Here is a 23,909-nt window from a genome sequence, read left to right as displayed (position 1 = left end):
TTGCAACACCACCCCAGCAGCACCCCACAGTTTTTCAAACGCAGGCCCCGGCAAAGCATTCCCAAGTCCCGGACACGGCAGGCGCACCGACAGAGAGTGATCCCATGGCACGCAAAGTAGTCATTACCGGTCTGGGTGCCACCACACCCATCGGCGGCGATGTCCCCACGATGTGGAAGAACGCGCTGAAGGGCGTCTCCGGCGCGCACACGCTTGAGGACGACTGGGTGGCCAAGTACGAGCTGCCCGTCCACTTTGCCGCCCGCGCGTCCACCCCCGCCACTGAGGTCCTGAGCCGGGTCGAAGCCAAGCGTATGGACCCGTCCACGCAGTTCGCCGTTGTGGCCTCCCGCGAGGCTTGGGCCGACGCCGGCATCACCGAAATCGACCACGACCGCCTGGCCGTGGCCTTCGCCACCGGCATCGGCGGCGTCTGGACCCTCCTGGATGCCTGGGACACCCTGCGCGAAAAGGGCCCCCGCCGCGTCCTGCCCATGACCGTTCCCATGCTGATGCCCAATGGCCCGGCCGCGGCGGTCAGCCTCGACCTTGGCGCCCGCGCCGGCGCCCACACCCCTGTCTCCGCCTGCGCGTCCGGCACCGAAGCCGTGCACATGGGTCTGGACCTGATCCGCTCCGGCAAGGCCGACGTCGTCGTCTGCGGTGGCGCCGAAGCCGCCATCCACCCGATGCCGATCGCCGCCTTCGCCTCCATGCAGGCACTCTCGCGCCGCAACGACGATCCCGAGCACGCCTCACGCCCCTACGACCGTGACCGCGACGGTTTTGTGATGGGCGAAGGCGCCGGCGCCCTGGTCCTTGAAGCCGAGGAACACGCCCTGGCCCGCGGTGCCCGGATCTACGCGGAGCTGGCCGGCACGTCGGTCACCGCCGACGCCTACCACATCACCGCCCCGGACCCCCAGGGTCTCGGCGCCACCCGCGCGCTGAAGGCCGCCATGTTCGATGGCCGCATCCAGCCGGAGGACGTGGTGCACGTCAACGCGCACGCCACGTCCACCCCGGTCGGCGACAAGCCCGAGTACGCCGCCCTCAAGGCCGCGCTGGGCAAGCACGTGGACGACGTCGCCGTCTCGGCCACCAAGTCGCAGATGGGGCACCTGCTGGGCGCCTCCGGTGCCGTGGAAGCCGTGCTGACCGTCATGGCCATCTACGACCGCAAGGCGCCGGTGACCATCAACCTGGAGAACCAGGACCCGGAAATCCCGCTCGACATCGTCACGACGGCCCGCGACCTGCCCTCCGGCAGCATCTCGGCGCTGAGCAACTCTTTCGGCTTCGGCGGCCATAATGCCGTGATCGCAGTGCGGAGCATCTAGCCCGAGCTGCCCGCAGCACGCCGGGAACACAGATGGCGGCAATGTTCTTCGTGAACATTGCCGCCATCTGTGTTCCCGGCGCAGCTATGGGGGTGTGTTGCGGCTGGCTTGCAGGTCTTAGCCGACCTGGTGGAGCCAGCGCACCGGGGCGCCTTCGGCGGCGTGCCGAAAGGGCTCGAGTTCTTCGTCCCACGCTTCGCCGAGAGCCAGGGAAAGCTCATGGTAAACCGCGGAGGGGTCGCCGGCGCCGGATTCGTACGCGTATCGGATGCGGTCCTCGGAGACCATGATGTTGCCGTGCACGTCCGTGGAGGCGTGGAAGATGCCAAGCTCCGGAGTGTGCGACCAGCGGCCGCCATCGACGCCCTGGCTGGGCTCTTCCGTGACTTCGTAGCGCAGGTGCGCCCAGCCTCGAAGCGCGGACGCCAGTTGGGCCCCCGTGCCCGGGTTTCCGGTCCACGACAGCTCAGCCCGGAACATTCCGGGCGCTGCTGGCTGAGCAGTCCACTCAAGGTCCGTCCGCTTGTCCACAACTGAACCTATGGCCCACTCAACGTGGGGGCACAGGGCAGTTGGGGCCGAGTGAACGAACAACACACCGCGGGTCAGTGCAACAGACATTCCATCCTCCATAGCTGTAGGTACGTCTTCCCCAACGACCTCTGCCTGAATGTCTGTCTGTTGCTCGGGTCCGTAGTGATGCGGGTGGTCCTTGCCAGACTATTAAGTTACTGCCCGGTTCCTCGGTGGGACTTGATGCTCAAGAGCTTCAAGCAACACTTGAAAGTTGCCGGGCGTGGTTCTTATTCTGCCGTACCCCACCTAATTACGCCAGCGCAATTCGGCGCGTCTTCTCCGGCGCGCCGCACGGGGTGCCGTATGTGTCCACTTCGGTCGACTGGGCCGGCCTGAAGCGCTGGGTTCAGGCCCGCGGGTGGGCCTGCTGGTAGCTCTGCCGGAGCCTTTCGACGGAGACATGGGTGTAGATCTGGGTGGTGGCCAGGCTGCTGTGTCCCAGGATTTCCTGCACCGCCCTGAGGTCGGCCCCGCCGTCGAGCAGGTGCGTGGCCGCGGAGTGCCGGAGGGCGTGCGGTCCCGTGGCGGCGGTGTCCCCCAGGGCTTCCAGCAGATCGTGGACCACGCTGCGGACCTGCCGCTGGTCCACCCGTTTGCCGCGGGCACCGAGGAAGAGTGCGGGCCCGGAGGTATCCGTGGCGAGGGCGGGCCGGCCCCGGCGGAGCCAGTCGTCGACGGCGAGTGCTGCGGGCAGCCCGTACGGCACAGTGCGTTCCTTGTTGCCCTTGCCGAGCACGCGAAGGGTCCTGCGGTCAGGATCGAGGTCGTCCACGTCGAGGCCGGCCAGCTCGCCGACCCGGATGCCGGTGGCGTACAGGAGCTCCACCATGGCCCGGTTCCGCAATGGCAGGGGTCCGCCCTCGGCGGCCGCGGATTCCGCGCCGGCGACGAGCCGAAGGACCTGCTGCTGATGCAGCACTCCGGGCAGGGACTTCTCCCGTTTCGGCGCTTTCAAGCGGAGTGCGGGGTCGGCTTCGATCAGTTCCTCGCGGACGGCCCAGGCGGTGAATGCCCGGGCCGTGGCGGGGCGGCGGGCCAGGGTGGCACGGGACATCCCCGCTTCGCTCTGCGAGCCGAGCCAGCGCCGCAGGGTGCCTAGCTCCAGGCCCGCAAGGTCATGCGCTCCTTCGGAGGCTGCGTATTCAAGGAGGCTGCCGACGTCGGAAAGGTAGGCGCGTACCGTATGGGCTGAACGCCCGCGTTCCGCTTCCAGGTAGCGGCCGAAACCCTGGGCGGCGGTGGCCAGTGCGGCCGGGATCTGCTGTGTGGACACCCCCTTACTCTCGCAGGAATCGCCCGGCGATCAAGGAGCCCGACGGCGAGCCGCCGGTCCGGTGCCCGACGGTGCCGCCCCCTGGCACGCCGGGCGCCGTTCAGCTTTCCTTTCCGGACCGCTTCCAGCCGCCGCGGTGCGACTCGGCCAGGCCCAGCAGCCCGAGCCGGCCCAGGCCAGCACGGACCGACTCCGCGCTGAGGCCCGCAACGGCGGTGAGCTTTTCGACGGAACTTGTGGCCCGCAGCGGCAGGGCGTCCAGCAGGATAAGGTCCTCCAGCGTCAGTCCATCCTGGACAGCCGGCCGGCCGGCCTTGACCTCGGGCAACGATTCGCCGCTGGGCGATGCGAGCTCCGCGATCTCCCCCGCATCGGTGACGCAGACCGCGCCGCCTTCCCGGAGCAGTCGGTGGCACCCTGCGGAGTTGGCGCTGTGCACTGACCCCGGCACGGCGCCAACGGCCCTGCCGAGCGTTTCCGCATGGTGCGCCGTGTTCAGCGCGCCGGATCTCCACCGTGCTTCCACCACGACCGTGACGGACGCCAGCGCAGCGATCAGCCGGTTGCGCTGCAGGAACCTGTACCGCGTCGGCGCGGAGCCCGGCGGGACCTCTGCCAGGACCGCCCCCTGGTTCGCGACGGTCCGCAACAGGTCCTCGTTGCCGGAGGGATAGAAGCGGTCCACCCCTCCTGCCATGACGGCGATGGTGGGCATACTGCCGCCGGATCCGCCGGCGAGGGCGGAACGATGGGCGTGGGCGTCGATCCCGTAGGCGCCGCCGGAAATGATCGTGAATCCGCGCTGCGTCAGTGAATACGCGAGGTCGGCCGTTACGGACGCGCCGTAGGAGGTGCTGTCCCTGGAACCCACCAGTGCAATGGACCTGCCGGGCGGAGGCAGCTCCTGCTCGTTGCCGCGCCACCAGAGACAGATCGGTTCCTGCAGTCCGAGGTCCGCCAGTTGGCGGGGCCAAAACTCGTCGGAGGGGATGATCAGGCGTCCGCCGAGCCGCTGCATCGTGGCGAGGTCCCGATCCGGTGCCAGATCCGGGACCCTCGGCGCCCAGCGCTTCCGGGCCGTCCCCAAGCCCGTCCAGCCGCTGCCCGAGCTGTTCTCCTGCAGGAGCCGGAACATCTCCTGTTCCAGGTCCGCTCCGGCGGCCACCTGACCGGTCGCGATCTTCAGCGCGTCCTCCGCCCCGGCGATGCGCACGAGCGCGAGGCCGGCGGCGTCCTGCGGCTCAAACAGCCGGGATAACGCTGCCCGTGCGGTCCGTTCGCTCTCTGTCATGGTGTTGTCCTTTCACGGGCCGGCTTTGGTGGCGGCGCCCCAGTTTCGCGGCGGCGACAGTCGGGTGTTTCTACTACGCGGCGACAGCCGCCTGCCGGAGGTTGAGCGCCAATCCGATGTCATCTGCCGCCGGGACGTCACGGAGGGCCAAATCCGCCAGGGTCCACGCGAGGCGCAACACGCGGTCGTAGCCGCGGGCCGTCAGCACCCCACGCTCCAGGGCATGGTCCAGGATCCGGGTGGTGGGGGCGCCGAGCCGCAGGGCACCCCGCAGCACGCGCCCCGGCACCTGGGCGTTGGTCTCCATCCCGAACGGCAGCAGCCGACCGAGCTGGCGCTCCCGTGCGGCCCGGACGCGGGACGCAATGGTTGCGGTGTCCTCTTCCGCCCCTGGCCGGCCAAAGTCGGCCAGCGACACGCGTTCGACCTGCAGCTGGATGTCGACCCTGTCCAGCAGCGGCCCGGACATCCGGGCCAGATACCGCCGGCGCATTGTGGGGGTGCAGATGCAGTCGACCCCCTTGCCCGTGGCCTTGCCGCAGGGGCACGGGTTGGCCGCAAGGACAAGCTGGAAGCGGGCAGGGTACGCCGCTGTTCCCGCCGACCGGTGAAGTACGAGCTCTCCGCTCTCCAGCGGCTGCCGGAGCGCATCAAGGACCCGGCGCTCGTATTCAGGAGCCTCGTCAAAACATTGCATAATACACCACGTTTCTGTATAGTTATTCACAGAAGGAAATATTTATGCAATCCGCCAAAACCCTCACTCAAGGGCGTCTTCGTTGCGCCATTTACGCCAGAATCAGCAAGGACCGCACAGGTGCAGGGCTTGGAGTGGAGCGTCAGGAAGCAGACTGCCGCGACTTGGCTACACGCCTAGGTATGACGGTTGACGGCGTATACAGCGATAACGACCTGTCAGCGTTCAGCGGCAAACATCGTCCAGGATATGAGGCCCTTCTAAAAGCCGTGCGTCAGGGCGAAGTCGATGCAGTTATTGTCTGGCATCAGGACCGCCTACTACGGCGAACGATAGACCTTGAGAAGTACATCGATGTCTGCCAGCCGCATACAGTCCCGACTCACACAGTCATGGCCGGCTACTTTGATCTGACGACACCAGCCGGACGAGCCACGGCGAAGACGCTAGCTGCCTGGGCATCTTATGAGGTGGAGACATCTACGGACCGAGTGAAGGCATCGAAGCTACAAGCCGCCAAATCGGGTAAACCGTCAGGAGGTAATAGGGCATACGGCTATGAGCAGAACGGCATGAGCATCATCGAGCACGAAGCCGCCATAGTCCGTGAAGTTATTGATCGCTTCATAGGTGGCGACTCGTGGCGCAGCATCGCCCTAGATCTTGTTGAACGCGGCATTCCGACAGCTAAGGGTAAGAAGTGGACCGCCATCAATGTCCGCAACGTCGCCGTCAGGCCCCGCAATATTTCTATCCGCGTCCACAACGAGAATGAGTATCCAGCGCAGTGGCCACCACTCATTACCCAGGACACTTGGGATGACCTGCAAATAGCTATCAAGCGCGGCACTGCCCTCTATGGATCACGCTCATATACACGGAAGCACCTACTGAAGGGCTTTGTCTTCTGTGGCCAGTGTGGCAATCGGATGAACATCATCAGCGCGCAGGATAGGCAGGGCAACTATCAGCCAGCTTTCAACTGCCGTAAGTTTGACGACACCCGCGGCGAGGTTGGTTGTGGTGGAGTAAAGCGACGCCAAGCTCCCGTCGAGGAACTGGTAATCGACTGCATCATGTACCGCCTTGATACGCCGGAACTCGGTGAACTGATCGAGGGCACAAGGTCAGCCACACCAGCACTCAAGCAACTCATGCGTGAACGTGACGACCAAGCACAACGCCTGCAGGAAATCTTGAACCTCTACTCCACAGGCGAGATGACCTTCAGCGAATACAAGACGGCTAAAACCACCGCCCAAGCACGTTTAGATGCGCTAGGACGTGAGCTAGACAAAAAGTCGAGTAAGACAACGCTCGCCAACATTCCAGCAGGTCAGACCGTCAAAGAGGCTTGGGATAAGGCCGATCTCATGTGGCGTCGTCAGTTAGTGGATGCGCTCATCGACAAAGTACTGATTGATCCGCGCATTAAAGGACAAGGCTTCCCGAAATGGAGACAGTATCGGTTTGACTGTTCGTTAATTCGTATTGAATGGAAGGCCTAACTCCTAATTCTTAGGCGTCAAAATAATAGTTTCATCACCTATCAAGGGTACTTCTCTTGGCCGAAGAGGCCGCTTCAATGCTTCTGGATACCGATCAATCCTCGCCGTCAGCGTCACTTTGTCCTCGTCGGAGAACGGGGCATACTGTAGCAACTCCCTAATAATCGTGGACAAGTGACGCACGGCCATTTCAAGCTCGTCGACTCGCTCATAAAGATTGCGCGTATCAAGGCGCTTCTGGCCCCTGTCCAGTAAGAGTAGAGCGATCTCTTTAAAGCCTTCGTCTTCGTGGCGACGGATGTTCTGTTGAACGTCGCCAAACGCTTCAGACTCGACTCCCGCGTGGTGGAGTCGCCTTGTCTTCAAGTCCTTCAGAGGCTCGAAGCCAATCGCCAGGGCCACCAGAGCGGCTTTGCACTTGGGATCGTTCATGACGGGGATGGTCGTCTCTTCGAGGAAGCTGATGAACTCGGCACCCGTCTCTATGTTGAACTCCGCCAACAGATCAGGTCGATGCTGCAACTTAGCTGCGGTAACCCCCCTATCGCGGCGTAGCTCCTGAAACGCCTTTACTAACTGATCGACCGTCATCATCTTGGTCCCCCGTGTCGCTAAGTTGTCGTGTCTAGCATTGCGCCCAACTCTAAAGTGTCGCCTGACAACGTACATACATCTGCTGATTTCCTGCTCTTCGTGTCCCAGTGTGGAAGTACGCCCAACTCGGGCACCACCCCACCTAAGGAGTCGCAATGACCAATGCACTGGTTCGCCTCTTGACTGGCGAAGAAGACAACAGCAGGAAGAAGCCGTCTGAGATCGAGCTAGCGGCCACTGAATACCGCGATGTTCTCAAGTACCGCGCGTTCGTCACTGAAGGCGATGCTCATCTCACTAAGCACTGCATGGATAGGGCAATTGAGGTTGATTCATATCGACGAGAGCTGGCCGGCGACGACGAGACGCTAAACCATCTGCTGGCTCCGCTCCAGATGGCCTTCATCGAGAGGACTGCGACGCGTCTCAACGGCGGCCAGTCCCCCACGCAGTCTAAGTGGGGATTCTAAATGAACATCACACTGCTCATCGTGTGCATGGGCCTTGGTATTGCCGCGTACCACGGGGTAGTGACGATTCTTGATCTGGTCATCAAGGACGAACCAAAAAGAGTTAGCCCCCGACAACGTCACGCTTCGGATTTGGCTAAGGACATCTATCAAACGAAGCAGCTCATGAATAAAGCTGCTAGTCGCTATCACCGCTTGCGCGGGACCGTCTAAATAATCCAGTTAAGAGAAGGGTAGACAGAAATGAGTATCACAACAGCAGTCGCAGGATCGGTCGAAACCATGTCCGACATCGAAGGAATGGCGATGCTTACAGGAGTCTTCATATTCCTGATCATCATGTTCCTTCTTCTGGCTTGGCTTGCGTGGGCCGTCATGCACCAGAACCGTAAGCAGGCAAGGCACACCAGGGCGGTCTACAGGTTCTACGAGGGTCAGTTCAAGGGCGCGGGCGCCGACGTCAAGAAGTGGTGGGATCGATGAGGTCTTTTTTCGTACCGGCAGTAACCGGCGATCAAGTGAACCAAGCATTCGGCGACGCCATGGCATACGTTGCTGGCGGGATCTGGACAATCATCAGCCCATACGTGGCGGCAGCGATCATCCTTTGGCTTCTCATTGTGGCTGCGAAGGCAATCTCAGGACGTCGTCGTTAGCTAGTCGAAAAAGTCACGTTGTGTCAAAGTAAAAGTGGCATGACGTGGCTTTTTCTTCACCTAAATTCAATCCACCAACTTGGGAGGGTTTGATGGGAAGGGACTGCTGAAGGTTTGATTGACACTTTGCCTGTGAGGATTTGATCCTTGCGGGTGGAAGGATGTTCATCATGCCCAAAGCCTTTCCCGAAGAATTCCGCCGCGATGTCGTCGCGGTTGCCCGCAAGGGCGAAGCGCCCATCATCCAGATCGCCAAGGACTTCGGTGTCTCGCCCGCTGCCCTGCACCGCTGGATGAAGATCGCCGACAGAGAAGACGGCGTGAAGTCCGGGGCGGTGTCCGATGACGCCGCGAAGTTGCGGGAGGCCAACAAACGCATCCGGCTCCTGGAACAGGAAGCCGAAGTCATGCGCCGTGCCGTGGCCTACTTGTCCCGGGACATCAACCCAAAAAAATGATGTACCCGCTGGTCCGCGAGCTGGCTGCCAGGGACGCCCCGATCCGGGTTCCCGTGGCAGTGTCCTGCCGGGTACTGAATTTCTCCAGACAGGCCTACTACCAGTGGGCCGCCAATCCCGTCCCGGCCCGGGACTGGGAAGAAGCGCATCTGATCAACGCCGCCATCGATCACCACCGGGACGATCCTGCCTTCGGATACCGGTTCATCGCCGATGAGATCAACGCCGGTCCCGGCCCTGGGGCCAGTGAACGCCGGATCTGGCGGCTGTGCTCGGAGAACGGCATCCTCTCGGTGATCCACCGCCGGCGCCGGTCAGGGCTCAAGGCCGGCCCGCCGGTCCACGATGACCTCGTCGAACGGGACTTCAGCGCCACGGCACCGAACCGGAAATGGCTCACGGACATCACCGAGCACCACACCGGGGAGGGCAAGCTGTACCTGTGCGCGATCAAGGACCTTCACTCAAACCGGATCGTCGGGTACTCGATGGACGGGCGGATGAAAGCGTCCCTGGCCGTCGCCGCCCTGGACCACGCCGTGGCCCTCAGGAAACCGGCGGGCACGGTGGTCCACTCGGACAGAGGGTCCCAGTTCAGATCCAGAAAGTTCGTCCTGGCCCTGAACACCTACGGCCTGAACGGATCGATGGGCCGGGTAGGGGCATGCGGTGACAATGCAGCGATGGAATCGTTCTTCTCCCTGCTGCAAAAGAACGTCCTGAACCGGAAACGATGGGAGACCCGGGCCGAGCTCCGGCTGGCCATCACGACCTGGATCGAGCGCAGCTACCACCGCAAACGCCGTCAACGTGCCCTCGGACGGCTGACACCAATCGAGTTTGAGACAATAAAAAACGCGGCCTCAGCCGCGTAAGAAATTATCAACCCCAGCTGTCAACTAAACCTTCAGCAGTCCCGAATGATTAAGTCACAGTTCGAGTATGACAAAGAACGCAAGGCCTACATCGTTAGGTTTCCTGGCGAGCTGCCCATAGACGCAGTACAAGCTATGTTTCGTGTCATCCACACCACGCTGCCTCTTGGCTCATTCACTTTCATCATGGGTCGCCCGAGTCTCGTACTTGAAGCGTGGGCACTGAAGGGAAGCATAGAGTTTCGCTTGCTAGTTCCCTGGCAGTTTGCCGAACAGGTCACGAGCCAGATACGGCACCAGATCCCCGGCAGCGTCATAGAAGACGACTTATCACGGCCGCGTATGGCATGGACGCATGTCGAAGAAATCGTACTGTCAGACAGCACACGCACTCTCAACGTCAACACACCAGAGATAATCTCAAAGGACATCCTGACGAATTTGGCCCATGCTCTTGGGCACGGCGAAGCGGCAGTTCTTCAGTGGGTCATTGCACCGGCAGGGCTCCAGCGGAAACCGTCGACCGAGCATCCTGTCATTTCAACTAGGCACGGCATTGTGTCTGAAATGCTGGGTCGGACGGCCAGCCGTGAAGAAGTTGAGGATCGGCGCAAGAAGCTCGACTACGACTGCTATGAGGTAATTGCTCGTGTTGCAGCTCAAGCCAAGACTGACGGTAGAGCGCGGTTCCTCACTGACGGCATCTTCAAGGGTATGAAAACAGCTAATAGTCAGAACGCATGGCTAGTCGCCAAGAAGCCTCTAGGTGACATCGACATTCACCAGGACGCAGTAAACAACGCTTCGACGCCCTGGCGACTACCTTCGCTGCTCAATGTCCTCGAACTCGCGGCACTTGCCGGCTTCCCTCTTGGAACACCATCTATTCCAGGACTCCCCCGCATGCAGGGTCGACAATTCTTCGCGACGGAAGAAATCGCACGAATCGGCCGTGTCCTTGGTACGAGCAACCACACCAGCCAGAAGGGCCGCCGCATCGCCCAGGGGTACGGTGACAAAGAGATCCTTCACGCACATATCGGCGGCAAATCTGGATGCCTCCGCGGAGATACGCCGATCTATGATCCGGTTACCGGACTAACGCGAACAGTTAGGCAGCGGTTTGAAGACGCTGCTCCTTTCTACGTTTTCGCCATGCACGAGCGACAGCTCGTTGTCGCGCACGCCGAGCCGCCTGTCCAGTTTCAAAAAGAGGGCATGTATCGGCTAGACAACGGTGAGAGCTCCGTTGTGGTAACAGGCCACCATCGCGTATGGAACGGATCATCCTACGTCGAAGTCGAAGAACTCTATTCGCAGCAGCCAGGCGCACGCGTCCCTCTTCCGACCATTTCGGGACGCGCCCTTTCAAGGTTGCAGCGAGATGCTCAGCGTTTGATGAAAAAAGCCGAAGGTTTTGAGGTCGGTTATCACCCTTATCCCCATTCCTATGATCCACGACCTCATGAGGCTCCAGATAGCGGCCGATCAGTTTCTCCATCACCAGGCGATGCTCTCGGACTGCATTCGCGGACGTCCTGTGTGGATGGTCTGGCGAGTACACAAGAATGTATCCATCCTTATCCACACGGCGACCAGACCGCCAAAAATAGTTCTTGGCTCCGGGGCTTCCTTTACCGCGAAGTTCTACGCCGCGGTTCGCGAGATACTGGTTCGTCTGACGATAACCACGGTTCATCATCTTGCTCACCTGATACGCGTTATGGCCCGCCTCATACAGGCGAACGGCTTCGTCGATCATGGTTTCAGTCCATCGGGATAGGACGGCTGGCTCGACTTTCACGCCGTGTCTTGAAGAAATTGCCGTTACCGTATTCGACTGCACACCCACTATTCGCGCTATATTCCCGGTCCCTTTTACCGCTCTCGCTAGTTCGAGAATCCTTTGCACCTTTTCGTCACTGGTCCTTGACAAAACATAATCTCCCATTTAATTCTTATTTTAAGAATACAATATGGCAGGTAAAACAGGAAGAGGACGAAACTTACTTTGATTTCCATGTTCCCTATTATGAGAACTATTTGGCTTGCGGGCTCATAAACCATAATACGGGCAAATCCGTACTGCTTGCCAACTCTGCGGCTCAGGACATGGCCAAGGGCTACGGCGTAGTCATCATTGACGCCAGTAACAGCAACTCACCCGAGACGCTGTTCAACCGTGCACTCAACTACGTCCCTTTCGAGCGGCTCGATGACGTGGTCATCCTGAACGTCAGTGAGTCCGTGGACAATCCGGTGGGCTTCAATATCCTCGACCAGGGCAATGCTCACATGGTGGTGGATCAGGTATCTGCCTTGTTCCAGCAGCTCTATCCCGACAGCAAAGGCGTTTGGACCCGTGAGCTGATCCATCACGGGCTCTATTCGCTTATTGAGTATGGCAACGCCACGCTGATTGATCTCCTCCCTCTACTTAGGCCGCGGACACCGGAAGAGGTCACATGGGCTAGGTCAGTCGTGAACTCTGTGAAGGATCGGCAAATCAAGTTCTTCATGGAGGACTGGATGAACCTCAAAGAAGAAGAACGGCGCATGAGGTCACAGCCTCTCTATGATCGCCTCTGGCAGCTCAATAGCCGTCCAGAGATTCACAACATACTTGGGCAATCGCAGTCTGGCTTCAACATCAAGGACGTGCTGCTTGGCAACAAGATCCTTCTGGTCAACCTTGCTGGCCTGCCCGAAGACACAGCCGGCCTCCTCGGCACACTGCTATTCCAAGCCCTCTGGACGGAAGCACAGAACCTCACTCCGGACAGGAACAACTTCGTGTACCTCGACGAGTTGCAGCAGATGACAAAAATTGATGTAGGACTAGATGACATCCTGGCTCGCGGCCGCAAGCACAAGTTCACGCTGACTACATCGACGCAGTTCATGGACGATAGCGACAAGATCGACAAAAACACGCGCTCAGCCATCCTCAACAACACCGGCACAAAGGTGCTGTTTGAAAGCACGGCTAAAGAAGCTCGTATGTGGCTCAACTCCATCGGGTCATCTCATGTCACAGAGACTGACATCACCGCCCTCAAGAAGTACGACGCCATTGCCTGGATAGCCAACGAGCGAGGCACTGGTGATCCGGTGACCTTCACCGCGTTGGCTCCATTTCCGTCTACAGGAACCGCGGATAGGGCAGTTCACCTATCCGCCATCAAGCACGGGACGCCTATCGCCAAAGTGCATCAGGACATCGACAACCGACGACGAGCTCGCGTTGATGAGACTAAACGTCACCCCCATATGGGTAGGCGGAGAGTCGACCATGGCGAATGAAGAAAGCCCCGTCTCACCTTCGAGACGGGGCTTTCTTCATCGAGGCCTAGTTTGCCTTTTCGTAGGCGTCAACGACTGACTGCGCCACCCTACCCCTTGAAGACACTTCAATCCCGTTATCTGCCGCCCAGGCTCTAACCTTTGCCAGATACTCTTTATTGCTCTTAGGAGCTGAGGATGATCCACTTGAACGCGGCAAGCGGGCAGTCACCTTAGCAGCAACGTTGATGTACTCGTTTAGAAAATCCGTGAGCTTCTTGGCGTTCTTATCACTCAAGTCGATCTCGTACTGGTCATCTCCCCAGCCGAACTTGTAAGACTTTGCGTCTTCAGAGCCGTCGATGTCATCGCGGATTATGATTTTCGTTTCTTTGGCCATATTTGAAGACTACGCGCTAAAAAGACCCACAGCAACGCTGTAGGTCTTAGGTGGGTCAATAATCGTCTTTTGGCTTAGGAATCGTCTGGTAGCTTCCTAGCAGGCAATTATGCTATGTATTCGATGGTGTGAGCAGTTGCTTGATCGTAACGAACACTGCGTTGATGCCGCCGATGACCGCAGCACCTATGAGAGCCGTCACGAGATTGACGACTGTAGCTTGACCGGTCGTTGCTGCGTTGATGAAGTCTGCACCAACTAGAACCAGGACTCCAATGAAGCCTGATACGAAAGAGTAGGCGAGAGCTTTTAGGATCTTTACTGCTTGTGATTTAGTGATTGGTGTCATATTTCTCCTTACTTGATGCCAAGCGCATCTTTAATGGTTTGTAGTTTCTTCTCTGATTCGCTGGTGTTTTGTGGCATCGCCTTGAGCTGGTCGATGAGTCCGTATATTTGACCCGCCCAATCGTCGCGGATCGCCACCTGTCCAATCTCCTGTGCGTGAGTCGCTGTGTCAGATTCAGTGTTATCGGACAATATTTCTAGCGCGGTTAGCCATGTCCTACCGACTGCTGACTTGCGAAATTCTTCGCGAGTGAGGTTACGGCCTCGTATCTGGTATCCAAGTTTGTGCCAGCGCCCGTATTCGTTGTCTGTATCTTGTATCATTGCTTCTCCTCCTTGTGATGTGACCTTGTTTTTCATTACGACACTTGGGTCGAGCAACTTCCCGCCCTTCTCAATTTGAAAATGAATATGCGGTCCGGTTGCCGTTCCTGTCATGCCGACATCAGCAATGTGCTGACCTTCAGCAACGCGCGCGTCTTTGCCCACATGGTTCTTCGAGTTATGGCCCATGTAGTACACGTTTCCTGAGTCGCCCCGCATCTTCACGTAGTTGCCACCGAAGTAAGATGCCGGGTTATTGTTCACGGCAGTCACGACGCCGGACTCTGGTGCATAGATCGGCACGCCCTGGTTAGCGGCTAGGTCGTTCGCTTGATGCCCTGCGCTGTACCCCTGGCTTATCCAGAAGTCTTTCAGCGGCCATCTCATGCTGCGTCCCTCAGATCAACTGGATCAACACATTTTTGTCCAGGCGATAGCTCAAACTGGTCGCGATAGGCTTCGTCAGGCTCGTTAGCGTACTTCCAGCTCTCATACTGCTTCGTCATAAGTGGAGCTGGGGTAGTCTCATCAGAGCGCAACACGCAGGCCCATACCATCGGGATGACAACGCCGTCTTTTCCATCTAAGCCATTGATGCCGTCAGCACCACGACAGCGCCCGTCTGAACAGTAAGTGTTTACGACTGAAGCTATTTGTTCGGTAGTCACAAGCGGCGCATTTTGGCCGTCTAATCCGGCTGCTCCATCATTACCGCGACAGGCATTGTTCTCACAGAACTTAGCCACAGCAGCGAAGACATCCTCAGTAGATGGTCTGCTACCTTCACACACTCCTGTGGATGTGCAGTAGTCAGTCACAGCCTGCTGTACTTCTTGGGCAGTTGGGCGGTCGCCCTTATCTCCCTTTTCACCTTTATCCCCTTTTGTAGGTGAACCGGGCGTGATGCTGACCGCTGGCTGATTACGCTCGATGAGTTGGTTCGTCACGAAGACGTTGCCGCCGACTATCAGCAGGACTACGACGATGATGGCAGCACTTATAGCCGCTCGCAGCATTCCTTTACGGTAAAGCTTCACAACGACTTCACTCCGTTGATGAGAAGCTGGTACAACGTGGCGAGGAACATGATCCCCATGCCACCAGCCACCCACCAGAAGAACTTGCGGATGGTTTCGTGTGGAGCGAGGCGGATTTCAAGCCGGTCATTGCTGACATAGCTCTTCTTGATCTCATCAGTATTGGCGCGGATAGATGCGCCGACGTCTTTGAGTAGTTGCTTTATCTCCTTATTGTCCTCAAGGTTGCGCTCTTGGTACATCTCAAGATGCTCGGCCACGCGTTCGAGTTCATGGCGCTTAACAGGTGAGTCGGGATCATGCACGACTCACCTCTTCCGTCTCCTTGATGGTTGTTTTTGGCTTGTGGCTCATGGTGGTTTTCCTTAGCCAATTCGCTTAACCGTTAATGACATTTGGGGTTCAGTGAAAGCGGATGCGGCGGCGAATCGCAACGCACCAGTCGTAAAGATGACTGCACGGACATAGGTATTTGCTGGCAAGAAAATATCGGTGGCCATTGATGAACCACGGGCGTTTATCGCAGTTATATTATGTAACAGCGGTGAGGCTTCATACCATGTTGTGCTATCGGTGGAGTACTGAATGTACGGGACGTATTGTAAAGTACCAGCACCATCAGTGACGTTCGCGTTAAAAAGAAGTTCATACCAGCCCGCTTGTGAGAGAAGCATATTCTGCCCACCCGATTGCGTTATCTGCGTACTTGAGTTGGTTGTGAATTTATTAAATGGAACTACTAACGTACCGGTGACAACAACCCCCCCTGCCGTACCATAAGAGTTAAAACTAAGTTGCCCTAGAGGGATGGTTGCGTAATTCATTTTAGTATAGGTAACACTAGCGTCAGCTATTTTGGCAGTTGTCACGTTTGCATCCGCAATAGTAGCCGTATTAACGGTACCGGCTGACAATCTCACCGGACCCACCAGCACTCGCCTATCCGTAATCTTATTCGCCGCGATAGTAGTGACTAATGCATCAACCCTCACCTCAGCAACGATGATGTACGGATTAGCTGCGCCGATCTTCGTCTGGATTGCTCCGACTGTTGGTTCTACAGGACTAGCGTTTGGAGTGCCTTTTACAAAGGTCGCCTTCACAACACCAGGACCGTCTAAGTTGGCAACGCCCGGTGTTCCTCCAGGAAGGGTCACAGCAAGGTCTGCGTAGATCACGATTAGATCGATACGAGGATTACTTGCGTCGGCGGTGTCTAGAGTGATGTCGAAGTCTACAACGAGGCTGAACTCACGGTTTGACGCGGTAGCACCTGAGCCATACGGGATGAATCCATTGCCAGTTGGCAGAGTGACTATAAGACCGGTCTTAGGGATGACAAGCAGGCCGTTAACGACGTTGCCAGTGAAGAGTTTGGACTGATGACGAGCGTATAACTCCGGCGATACTAACGAGTTGCTGTAGTTGAGTAGTTTGAAGTTGTCGTACATCTTTGTTTATTGGCCCCTTATAGGCCTACTATATTAAATTTGCTGTGAATGTACCAGACCCAATGCCAATAAATAGGAACTTATAAGTTTTCTCCGGGAGACCCTGATTGAATGTTGGTATTCTCCACGACTGGATACCATCCAAACCCACCCGAAGTCGATACTGGAGAAAGATCTCGCTGTAAGAAGAACTTCCATTTACGCTTTCGTACGCGCGGTATATTAACCCTCCACCAAAGCTCAAGTCTGAAGGTGTATATTGCAGAAGAATGGCTCGGCCATCGCCGGCAGGGACCGTGATGTCAGCGGCAGCCTGGCTGATCGTAATACCCATCAATACACCAGAGCTGCCAATAGTCTGAGGTGCCTTGATCTCCTTCTGTGCCGTTTCAACTTCGCGCACGAGGCGACTTATCGAACCATCGGGAAGTGAGTCGAGCACACTCACTACAGAATCCTCACAGCGTTGATAGATACCGGGTCAGAAGTGAGCGCTTGCACCTTGAACCGTCGGTATTCGTTGTAGGGGCCTTGCAGGCTCAGCTCATACTTGGCTTTATACGGCTCAGCGTTGACAACCCCGGCGTCCTGGAGGAACCAATTGAAGGGAGCGTCCTGGGGTGCCCATGTGATCCCATCGCTACTACTCTCGACGTCGGCAACGCACGACGACATAAAGGCAGCACTTGTGCTCGATGTGAACACCACTGTGAATCGCGCGAATCCTGTGGTCGAACTCTGTAAAGACTGGGTATCGAGCCGGCCGGTCCACAGCCAGGCACCTGGACTATCAGTCCGATAGTAGCGAACGCTCGAACCGCCGACACGTTGGACGGCCTTGCGCTCGTTCATTGTCTGAGCAGCGTCTCGAAGTGTTGAAACGACTTGATTCTCAATCAGGTTGTCGAAGTTGGTCACTCCCATTAGAGAGTCCTCGTCAACGTCAACGTGCCGCCGCACGACGCCCGGATAGCTGGCTTGGCGTAATAGGTGATGGTGCCCTTGTAGAAGAAATTGACCGTCCAGACAAAGATCACCGTTGCGTTGTCGAAGTTTCGATTCATCGTGCCGCTTGTGATGACGTTGGTGCCATCTGACCAGCCAAGGGCACCGTTGTAGGTAGTACCACCGTACGTGCCAATGAGGTACGTGAATTTGTTTGCGTCCCCGGTGCCGTTCGCCCGGATGTCTAGGTAGAGCAGTGCCTCAGGCCACGGCTGGGTCTTATCGCAGGTCATCGTAACTTCGAGCGTCATCTGCGTTGAGGTGGCGGCGGTGACTGTATCTGTCCGATCCCAAGTGTTCGTTGTCTTGATCTCGTAGTTGAGCTGGTTACTAGCACCGCTCATACGCTGAGCTGCCTTCAATTCAGCGCCAACCTGCCGCGCGTTGCGGATACCGTTCAGTAAGGCCATCTCAGGCAGTTGGTTGAGCGTCCCGGCCATTAGACGGTGTACTCCCCCGTCTTCTCGAAGTAGAACTTCACCTCTTTGAGGAAATGGTTTTCGTCTACGTTGCACTCTTTACGCTCCACTCGGTATACACCTGTCAGGTCTTCTAACAGTGCTCGTCCGGTGAACTGAAGAGGAATGATGTCGCCAACATCTACTCGTACGGCTGGAAGGTCAGCCGCGGAGACAGTCACCTGTGGCATTCGAAGGAGACTCTTCACTCTGTCGAGTCGTGCCTGAGTGTTCTCATCTAGGGTGCTCTGGACCTTCACTTCGTTGAACTGAGTAGCTAATTGCCTGAGCCCAAACTCATTTTGAGATGGCAGATCATTTTTAGTCGAGGCGAGCTGATCCTTGCCGAAGCCAGATCCGATGCCAATCACTTGGTTGTAGAGGTTGTTGGCTCCCCTGTTTAGCTTTGCCGAATCAATTGATGAGCGGAAGTTCTTTCTATCGAAGACCAGCTTGAAGTCAGTACGCGGTGAACCAATGGCTGCGTAGGTCATCACGGTCTTGTCTGCAAGGATCTTGAAGTCGAAGTTTCCATCAACCAAGTTTGTGAGCCGCTGCAAGTTGAGTTTGGTCGAGCTGGTGAATTGCTCAAAGGAACGGTCTCTAAGCTTGCCTGTGACGTAGTAGCCGCTGGCAGGAATGATGATGCCATAATTCCCGTACGTCGCTAACTGAGCCTTCCTGATGAGGTCATAGAAGATCTCTACTGACTCAATGCCGCTGTAGCTAATGGTTGGATCTGGGTAACGGTCTTTGAAGAAGTTGAGATAGCCGGTTGCTTGGACGCTGATTGTGGCCGATCCATCGTTGTTGAGATTGATCGGTGCGTAGTAGAGCTGAGTACCAAACAGATACTCGCCGTTCTCCTTGACCTTGATCTCTGTTTGGCCTTCACGGAAGTTGCTGACAGGGTCCGCTCCCACCTTGTCGATCATGTACGTTTCGAAGGCATCTAGATCCATGCTGAACTGAAGCGACTCTGCTTCGTTCCGCTCTTCCGCCCAGGAGAGATTCTGAACCAAGTGAGTTATCTCGCAGATGCGGAGTCCGCTCTTCGTCCACAGCTCGACGGTGTACTTCGTCGAGTACGCCATTAGATCCCCATGACTCCAGGTCGCCATGTAATTGTTGCCGTCTTTACATCGCTGTCCAGATCGCTTGCTAGAAGGATCTCGTTAGGACCAGGAGCAAAGCCCCACCACTCAGCAGTGAGTGGAATGTATGAAAATACGCTGCCGCCGTTTAACTTGACGGTGTGGTTGTACATGTCGATCGCTGTCACTGAGTCTGTCGCTACCGAGTAGCCAGCCAGTGACCAGACTTGACCCGTCGTCTTGTTCGTCAGGACTGGATTGGTTGTCTTACCTGTGATGGTGATGACCGGGTAGACGGTGACGTTGCTGGTGTTGATCACCGTGCTTATAGGCTGACCTGCAGAGAAATAGAACGTGGAGCCAAACTGTGGGCTCGTATCTGTGAACTGCATACCGCCTGAGATTGGCTTCATGATGGTGGCAGTCAAAGCTGTGCCGGCAGTGTCATCAAAGATGGTCGGATCATCGGCCTTGAGTTCGATCTTGAAGACGTGCTTGAAGTTCGACTGGGTGAGCGGCATCTTGAAGTCACGGAGTTGCGCGCTGAACACGTAGATGTAGCCATCATCATCTTGGATACGGACGACTATTGGAGTCGGGTACAGAGGCAGTGCTGCTTGGATCTCACGGCGCTTCTGCTTAGCCACTGCAATCGTGTCCGAGAAGATGTGCCCTTGAAGCGTCAGGAACCTTGCGTCGTAGAACTGAGCGCCTGTGTAGCTGCCTGATTGCCCTGATCGCATGCCATCACTTGTACGGATACCCGGTAGTTCTAGGCCCTCGATTGGTTCACGCAGATACGTGCGGTTGGTCGAGTCGTTTAGAAGGTAGTCATTAAGCCAAATTTTCACGATGCGAGCTCCAGGGCGAACCCTATTTCTTCAAATATTCTGCGTGGGTTCTCCCCGTTGTTGACGTTCATGTTCTGGATGACAACCGTAGGGCCACCTCCACCTGAACCTTCCTGTCTAGTCCGGTAGGCCGGCATCACCTTGGAGCCCTGAGGGAGGTCTATGATCTCTGGACCCATCTCACCGACAAGCGTTCTTCCCCCACGAGCGAAGTTCGTCCCTAGCGCGTTCTTGTGTCCATTGAACGCACCAACGCCAGATTGAAAGCCCTTAGAGATGTTGTTACCTACGTCGCCCATGAAGTTCTTGGCTGAGTTGACTGCTTTGCCGACCGCCTCGTTGATCTTCTGTGGCAGCGAGTTGAAGACGCCGACTACGGAATCAATCACCTGCTGAGCCCACTTGATGAAGCTGTCCTTGAAGTTGATCAGTCCACCAACGACGCTCGACCAAAGAGAAGCGACAGCCGAGCCAACTCGCCCAGGCAGCAGATTGAACCAGTTGATGACGTTGGTAATGAGGCTCGAAACACTGTTGCCGACCGCGCTGCTAGTATTCGCGAACCAAAAGACAACGCCGCCATACATAGATGCCACAGAGCCAGTAACGGCACCAGGAATTTGAGCAAACCAATTCGTGACGGCCACGTAGACCCCTTGGACGAAGCCACCGATTGCTCCTGGCAACTGAGCGAACCAGTTAATCACTCCGGTTATGAAGGCAGGGACGGCCACAGTAACGAAACCGGTCAAGGCTCCGGCGATGTAGCCCAGCCCATATGCGATTGCCATCGGGAGCTGCTGGAAGAACTGAACTGTTTGCTGGACACCAGTCTGGAATGCTCGCCCTATGCTGTCCCAGAGATCCCTGGCTGTCTTTGCCACCCAAGATGTAGTCTCAGCCCATTTAGCAGCTATTGCCTTACCAGCGTCTTCAAATGCCTTAGGTATAGCGAGAACAGCGTCTGACGAGCTCTGTGCGAAGTCCACTGTGCCGTTGACAAGACCGATGAAAGCCTTGCCTATCCAGTCGAAGGTTGTCTTTAGGAAGCTGGAGACCTCGCCCCAGTTAGCGAGAATGAGGCCGGCTGCAACTGAAACAGCTAGACCTATCCCCATGATCAGAGCGAGGACCGGACCACCTACTACAGCGACCAGAGGGGCGATCGCGATCATTGCTATTCCGACTGCACCAACGGCAGCAGCCAGACCGAAGAAGAGTGCTGTACCTATCACCAAGCCAGCGGCTAATTGAGGATTTGCAGTTACCCATTCCCTGACACCTGTTAGAACCGGCGTCCAAGCCTTCATCAGTGAAAGGAGCGCTGGTTGAAGGGCCTCTCCCAGCTTGGTCTTCAGCGTTATAGTTTCAGCACTTGCCTTGGCTTCTTCTCCTGCAAATTGCTTAGCCAGTGATGCCGCGTTGCCGAGCATAGGTGCCGTCTCTTTGACGATCCCGTTAAACAGGGCTTGGCGGACGCCAGCATCCGTTGTGGCTTTCATAAGATCTTGAGCGCTAAATCCAGCCTCAGTAAGGATCATGCTTAGGTTTTTGGTGACACCCGCGTTGTCCACCAGGATGCTGTTGCCATTCTTGATACCCTCTGTGGCACTGGCTATCGCTTCTCCGAAGCCCAGGGATGCTTGACGGTTGAATGCTGCGCTGTCCTTAAAGCGATTCATGAGGACGATGGACTGCTCTAGATTGAATCCACTGGCAAGGAGGTTCTTGAGGCCTTTGGCACTTTCAGTGACAGTCATGAGACCATCACGCGCCAGTTCTTTAGCGGCCTTAGTTGCGGCGGTCTGACTGACGCCGAAGTGACCAGCTATGGAGACAAGGCCAGCCATGGCGTTCTGATAGCTGCTTGCCGCGTCTTTAGCGTCACCGATGACGGAGGTAAGTGAATAGACGCCAGCGCCGGCCGCGGCAGCTACGCCGACCAGAGCGGCGGTTCTTTGGCCTAGTGAGTCAACCTTCTTCGAGCCTGCACTGGACTTATTGCCCATCTCATCGATGCTCTCGCCAACTGACCTAATCGTCCCTGATGCGGCGTCTTTAGCTTGGATGAGAATGGAAATCGGGTTTGCCATGCAGTATTTAGTTATGAAGTATTTATATCTTCTTTTGCCTATCTGTTTCTAATTTATCACGCTCACTATCAAGTGACCATATGTAAAAGGCGCGCTCTATCTCAGCCCAAGGAGTTTTCTTAGTAACCTCTTCATAACCTAGGTGCATGCGTTCCTGGTAACGGAAGAGCATTACTTCCATTACCACCGCGTTAGGGATGCCTACTCTGAAGTCTCTGACGAGGAAGTCTCTGTAGTGCTCTCGCTTTTCACTTGCAAGGCGTTCTCCTGAGCTGCCTTGCGCAAATCTTTTGGGTCCAGTTCGAAACCAATTATGTCGGCATATATCTTGTCAGCAATCGCGATAGTCGCGACTGCGTCTTCTGCGGTCATGTCAGCCAGTTCGAACTCAGTACCGTTGAACACTTTAATCTTGCCGCTGACGAAGTGCTTCTTCACCTGTTCCAGCTGAAAGTTGACCTGCTCGCGCTGAGTGAGCTCAGCAGTGTTCAGCTCGTTGACTTCAAGCATCTCTTCATAAGTAGCTGGAGTGATGTAGGCATAGCATTCATCACCCCACTCGTGGCTCAGGCCCTCTAGTGATGACTTCTTGATGCTTACAATGCGTTTTGGTTCAGACATAAAATCTCCTGCTTATTTACTGTTGGTATTTAAGCAGGAGAGAATACTATTTGCAATTAGGTTCTATGCTACGTAGGAAACCTTTGCGTTATTCAAGAGTGGAACGATTGCCGAGTTAACAGTCGGATCGAACTCACAATAGAACTGGACTGTTTGAGTGACGATGCCGTCTTTGTCAGATGACTTAGCTAGGTCGCGGGTACGGACCTTGCTAGCGGTGAGCGTCAGGATCGACGTGCCGTTGGTCATCTTGAGCTCCATCGCCTTGATGGCGTTGGCCAGGAAGTCAGTCTCAACTTGGGTGTCCTGGTAGCGCAAGACGAACTCCCCTTTGGCTTCGAACACATCGCGGTCAAACTCAGGCACATCATCAGTTCCGAGTGCGAAGTAAGGTGTTGATCCTCGCTCGAATGCAAGCTTCACGCTCTTGACGGTCAGAACTGGCGCAGCGCCTAGACCTGCAACGTTGGCTGCTGTCTTGAAGGTGATCTGCTTACTCGTGAACTCTTTCTCAGTCGTGGTGGCCGGAACATCCGAGGCAGTAACGCCTGTACGAGCTTTGACAGCCGCACTTACTTGGACCCATGCACCTGCTTCAGCATTGAGCTCTAAGCTGTCGATGACGCCGTACGAGTGACGCTCAGTCTTGAGTGGTGTGACGTGACAGATGGTTAGCGCTTTTGGCACGCTGGTCTGGTTCACAGAGAACGTGTGAGGGTAAATACCGGCTGAAACGGTGCCTGTCGAGACAGTCCCGAACATGCCAAGTAGGAAGTACCCGATAGATTCATCAGAGACTTTGCCAGCGAGAGTACCTTCGGCCCATCGCTCAACTATCGCGCTGTCAGCGATCTTCTCAACAACGCCCATGGCGCTATCGCTCTCGATGATCGTGACTTTGTTTTGAATGTCCTGATCAAGCCACCTGAGCCATGTACTCGGCGCTACTGATGTTCCTGGTGTTGTTTCAATACCAAGACCGACGCCTTCTTTGCGTCCAATAAAGGGACTACCTGTTGCCATCACCTACCTCTTGTTCTTTCTTTGCTTCGTTTAGTATCTCGACAGCCTCTGCCAAATCCTCAGCTTCAACGCTCTTGCCCTCTGTCGGGAAGAAGTATTGCCGCTTAGTGCCTTTTTCAGAAGCTTCGTCGGTTAGATCGATTTCTTTATTCTTTGCCATGTCCTTAATGTAAGACAAACATCA

Annotated in this window: 27 protein-coding genes and 1 pseudogene; 7 read left to right on the top strand and 21 right to left on the bottom strand. The window is 56.6% G+C overall.

Going from position 1 to position 23,909, the window contains the following annotated elements; translation table 11 throughout:
- Positions 1-104 precede the first annotated feature (104 nt).
- Positions 105-1,340: a beta-ketoacyl-ACP synthase II gene (gene fabF / locus GXK59_RS06210; protein ID WP_024368242.1), complete on the top strand. Its 1,236-nt coding sequence runs from the start codon at positions 105-107 to the stop codon at positions 1,338-1,340.
- Positions 1,341-1,457: 117 nt separating this feature from the next.
- Here the strand turns inward: fabF and GXK59_RS06205 are convergent, their stop codons facing one another.
- The 4 genes and pseudogenes from GXK59_RS06205 to GXK59_RS06190 form a co-directional block, all read right to left on the bottom strand.
- Entirely contained in the window at positions 1,458-1,961 is a 504-nt protein-coding gene (locus GXK59_RS06205) for a DUF3145 domain-containing protein (protein WP_160665222.1), read from the bottom strand.
- Between the two features lie 301 nt (positions 1,962-2,262).
- Positions 2,263-3,189, bottom strand: coding sequence for a tyrosine recombinase XerC (locus GXK59_RS06200; RefSeq protein WP_160665220.1), 927 nt, complete (start codon positions 3,187-3,189; stop codon positions 2,263-2,265).
- 100 nt (positions 3,190-3,289) lie between these two features.
- The gene (gene dprA / locus GXK59_RS06195; protein ID WP_160665218.1) at positions 3,290-4,480 is read right to left on the bottom strand and encodes a DNA-processing protein DprA; all 1,191 of its coding nucleotides are present in this window, start codon (positions 4,478-4,480) and stop codon (positions 3,290-3,292) included.
- 73 nt (positions 4,481-4,553) lie between these two features.
- A pseudogene (locus GXK59_RS06190) lies at positions 4,554-5,165 on the bottom strand (ATP-binding protein); the annotation flags it as partial.
- A gap of 56 nt (positions 5,166-5,221) precedes the next feature.
- Between GXK59_RS06190 and GXK59_RS06185 the strand changes: the two are divergent.
- A complete protein-coding gene (locus GXK59_RS06185; protein WP_160665216.1) occupies positions 5,222-6,685 on the top strand; it encodes a recombinase family protein in 1,464 nt (487 codons plus the stop codon).
- A 3-nt stretch (positions 6,686-6,688) separates the two neighbouring features.
- Here GXK59_RS06185 and GXK59_RS06180 read toward each other — a convergent pair whose 3' ends face one another.
- Positions 6,689-7,279, bottom strand: coding sequence for a hypothetical protein (locus GXK59_RS06180; protein ID WP_160665213.1), 591 nt, complete (start codon positions 7,277-7,279; stop codon positions 6,689-6,691).
- Between the two features lie 155 nt (positions 7,280-7,434).
- Between GXK59_RS06180 and GXK59_RS06175 the strand changes: the two genes are divergently transcribed.
- The 4 genes from GXK59_RS06175 (at position 7,435) to GXK59_RS06160 (ending at position 9,738) form a co-directional block, all read left to right on the top strand.
- Positions 7,435-7,749: a hypothetical protein gene (locus GXK59_RS06175; protein ID WP_160665211.1), complete on the top strand. Its 315-nt coding sequence runs from the start codon at positions 7,435-7,437 to the stop codon at positions 7,747-7,749.
- A complete protein-coding gene (locus tag GXK59_RS06170; protein ID WP_160665209.1) occupies positions 7,750-7,962 on the top strand; it encodes a hypothetical protein in 213 nt (70 codons plus the stop codon). It begins immediately after the preceding gene.
- A gap of 30 nt (positions 7,963-7,992) precedes the next feature.
- Positions 7,993-8,232 carry a hypothetical protein gene (locus GXK59_RS06165; RefSeq protein ID WP_160665207.1) on the top strand — a complete coding sequence of 80 codons (240 nt, stop codon included), beginning with the start codon at positions 7,993-7,995 and terminating at the stop codon, positions 8,230-8,232.
- Between the two features lie 343 nt (positions 8,233-8,575).
- A protein-coding gene (locus GXK59_RS06160; RefSeq protein ID WP_160664497.1) for an IS3 family transposase occupies positions 8,576-9,738 on the top strand; the annotation gives its coding sequence in 2 pieces (ribosomal slippage) (positions 8,576-8,854 and positions 8,857-9,738; 1,161 coding nt in all).
- 1,111 nt (positions 9,739-10,849) lie between these two features.
- On the opposite strand, the gene GXK59_RS21010 is transcribed toward GXK59_RS06160, so the two are convergent.
- Positions 10,850-11,239, bottom strand: a complete 390-nt coding sequence (locus tag GXK59_RS21010) for an HNH endonuclease (protein ID WP_443094309.1) — start codon at positions 11,237-11,239, stop codon at positions 10,850-10,852.
- Between the two features lie 428 nt (positions 11,240-11,667).
- Between GXK59_RS21010 and GXK59_RS21005 the strand changes: the two genes are divergently transcribed.
- Entirely contained in the window at positions 11,668-13,041 is a 1,374-nt protein-coding gene (locus GXK59_RS21005; protein ID WP_160665203.1) for a type IV secretory system conjugative DNA transfer family protein, read from the top strand.
- Between the two features lie 46 nt (positions 13,042-13,087).
- On the opposite strand, the gene GXK59_RS06145 is transcribed toward GXK59_RS21005, so the two are convergent.
- The 15 genes from GXK59_RS06145 to GXK59_RS06075 all read right to left on the bottom strand — a co-directional run bounded on the left by GXK59_RS06145 (position 13,088) and on the right by GXK59_RS06075 (position 23,885).
- A complete protein-coding gene (locus GXK59_RS06145; protein ID WP_160665201.1) occupies positions 13,088-13,420 on the bottom strand; it encodes a histone-like nucleoid-structuring protein Lsr2 in 333 nt (110 codons plus the stop codon).
- A 112-nt stretch (positions 13,421-13,532) separates the two neighbouring features.
- Positions 13,533-13,769 (bottom strand): hypothetical protein, encoded by a 237-nt coding sequence (locus GXK59_RS06140; RefSeq protein ID WP_160665199.1) that lies wholly within the window; start codon positions 13,767-13,769, stop codon positions 13,533-13,535.
- Between the two features lie 8 nt (positions 13,770-13,777).
- The gene (locus GXK59_RS06135) at positions 13,778-14,479 is read right to left on the bottom strand and encodes a M23 family metallopeptidase (protein ID WP_160665197.1); all 702 of its coding nucleotides are present in this window, start codon (positions 14,477-14,479) and stop codon (positions 13,778-13,780) included.
- Positions 14,476-15,129 carry a hypothetical protein gene (locus tag GXK59_RS06130; RefSeq protein ID WP_160665195.1) on the bottom strand — a complete coding sequence of 218 codons (654 nt, stop codon included), beginning with the start codon at positions 15,127-15,129 and terminating at the stop codon, positions 14,476-14,478. The genes GXK59_RS06135 and GXK59_RS06130 overlap by 4 nt, the downstream gene beginning before the upstream one ends.
- The gene (locus tag GXK59_RS06125) at positions 15,126-15,434 is read right to left on the bottom strand and encodes a hypothetical protein (RefSeq protein ID WP_160665193.1); all 309 of its coding nucleotides are present in this window, start codon (positions 15,432-15,434) and stop codon (positions 15,126-15,128) included. The genes GXK59_RS06130 and GXK59_RS06125 overlap by 4 nt, the downstream gene beginning before the upstream one ends.
- Before the next feature lie 60 nt (positions 15,435-15,494).
- Positions 15,495-16,580 carry a hypothetical protein gene (locus GXK59_RS06120; protein WP_160665191.1) on the bottom strand — a complete coding sequence of 362 codons (1,086 nt, stop codon included), beginning with the start codon at positions 16,578-16,580 and terminating at the stop codon, positions 15,495-15,497.
- Positions 16,581-16,608: 28 nt separating this feature from the next.
- Positions 16,609-17,028 (bottom strand): hypothetical protein, encoded by a 420-nt coding sequence (locus GXK59_RS06115; protein WP_160665190.1) that lies wholly within the window; start codon positions 17,026-17,028, stop codon positions 16,609-16,611.
- Positions 17,028-17,498: a hypothetical protein gene (locus tag GXK59_RS06110; protein WP_160665188.1), complete on the bottom strand. Its 471-nt coding sequence runs from the start codon at positions 17,496-17,498 to the stop codon at positions 17,028-17,030. Before GXK59_RS06110 ends, GXK59_RS06115 begins: the two co-directional genes overlap by 1 nt.
- Before the next feature lie 5 nt (positions 17,499-17,503).
- On the bottom strand, positions 17,504-18,025 hold the full coding sequence (locus GXK59_RS06105) for a hypothetical protein (RefSeq protein WP_160665186.1): 522 nt from the start codon (positions 18,023-18,025) through the stop codon (positions 17,504-17,506).
- Positions 18,025-19,137 carry a hypothetical protein gene (locus tag GXK59_RS06100; RefSeq protein ID WP_160665184.1) on the bottom strand — a complete coding sequence of 371 codons (1,113 nt, stop codon included), beginning with the start codon at positions 19,135-19,137 and terminating at the stop codon, positions 18,025-18,027. The genes GXK59_RS06105 and GXK59_RS06100 overlap by 1 nt, the downstream gene beginning before the upstream one ends.
- Entirely contained in the window at positions 19,137-19,988 is an 852-nt protein-coding gene (locus tag GXK59_RS06095; RefSeq protein WP_160665182.1) for a phage distal tail protein, read from the bottom strand. Before GXK59_RS06095 ends, GXK59_RS06100 begins: the two co-directional genes overlap by 1 nt.
- Positions 19,985-22,081, bottom strand: coding sequence for a hypothetical protein (locus tag GXK59_RS06090; RefSeq protein WP_160665180.1), 2,097 nt, complete (start codon positions 22,079-22,081; stop codon positions 19,985-19,987). Before GXK59_RS06090 ends, GXK59_RS06095 begins: the two co-directional genes overlap by 4 nt.
- 201 nt (positions 22,082-22,282) lie before the next feature.
- On the bottom strand, positions 22,283-22,702 hold the full coding sequence (locus tag GXK59_RS06085; RefSeq protein WP_160665178.1) for a hypothetical protein: 420 nt from the start codon (positions 22,700-22,702) through the stop codon (positions 22,283-22,285).
- Positions 22,703-22,765: 63 nt separating this feature from the next.
- Complete coding sequence (locus tag GXK59_RS06080; RefSeq protein WP_160665176.1) at positions 22,766-23,725, bottom strand: phage tail tube protein; 960 nt, start codon at positions 23,723-23,725, stop codon at positions 22,766-22,768.
- Positions 23,712-23,885 carry a hypothetical protein gene (locus GXK59_RS06075; RefSeq protein WP_160665174.1) on the bottom strand — a complete coding sequence of 58 codons (174 nt, stop codon included), beginning with the start codon at positions 23,883-23,885 and terminating at the stop codon, positions 23,712-23,714. Before GXK59_RS06075 ends, GXK59_RS06080 begins: the two co-directional genes overlap by 14 nt.
- Positions 23,886-23,909 lie beyond the last annotated feature (24 nt).

The organism is Pseudarthrobacter sp. ATCC 49987 (genome assembly GCF_009928425.1).
In the GTDB taxonomy this organism is placed as follows: Bacteria; Actinomycetota; Actinomycetes; order Actinomycetales; family Micrococcaceae; genus Arthrobacter.
Note: the sequence above shows the minus strand (reverse complement) of the source record. Positions and strands in the feature narration are given on the sequence as shown.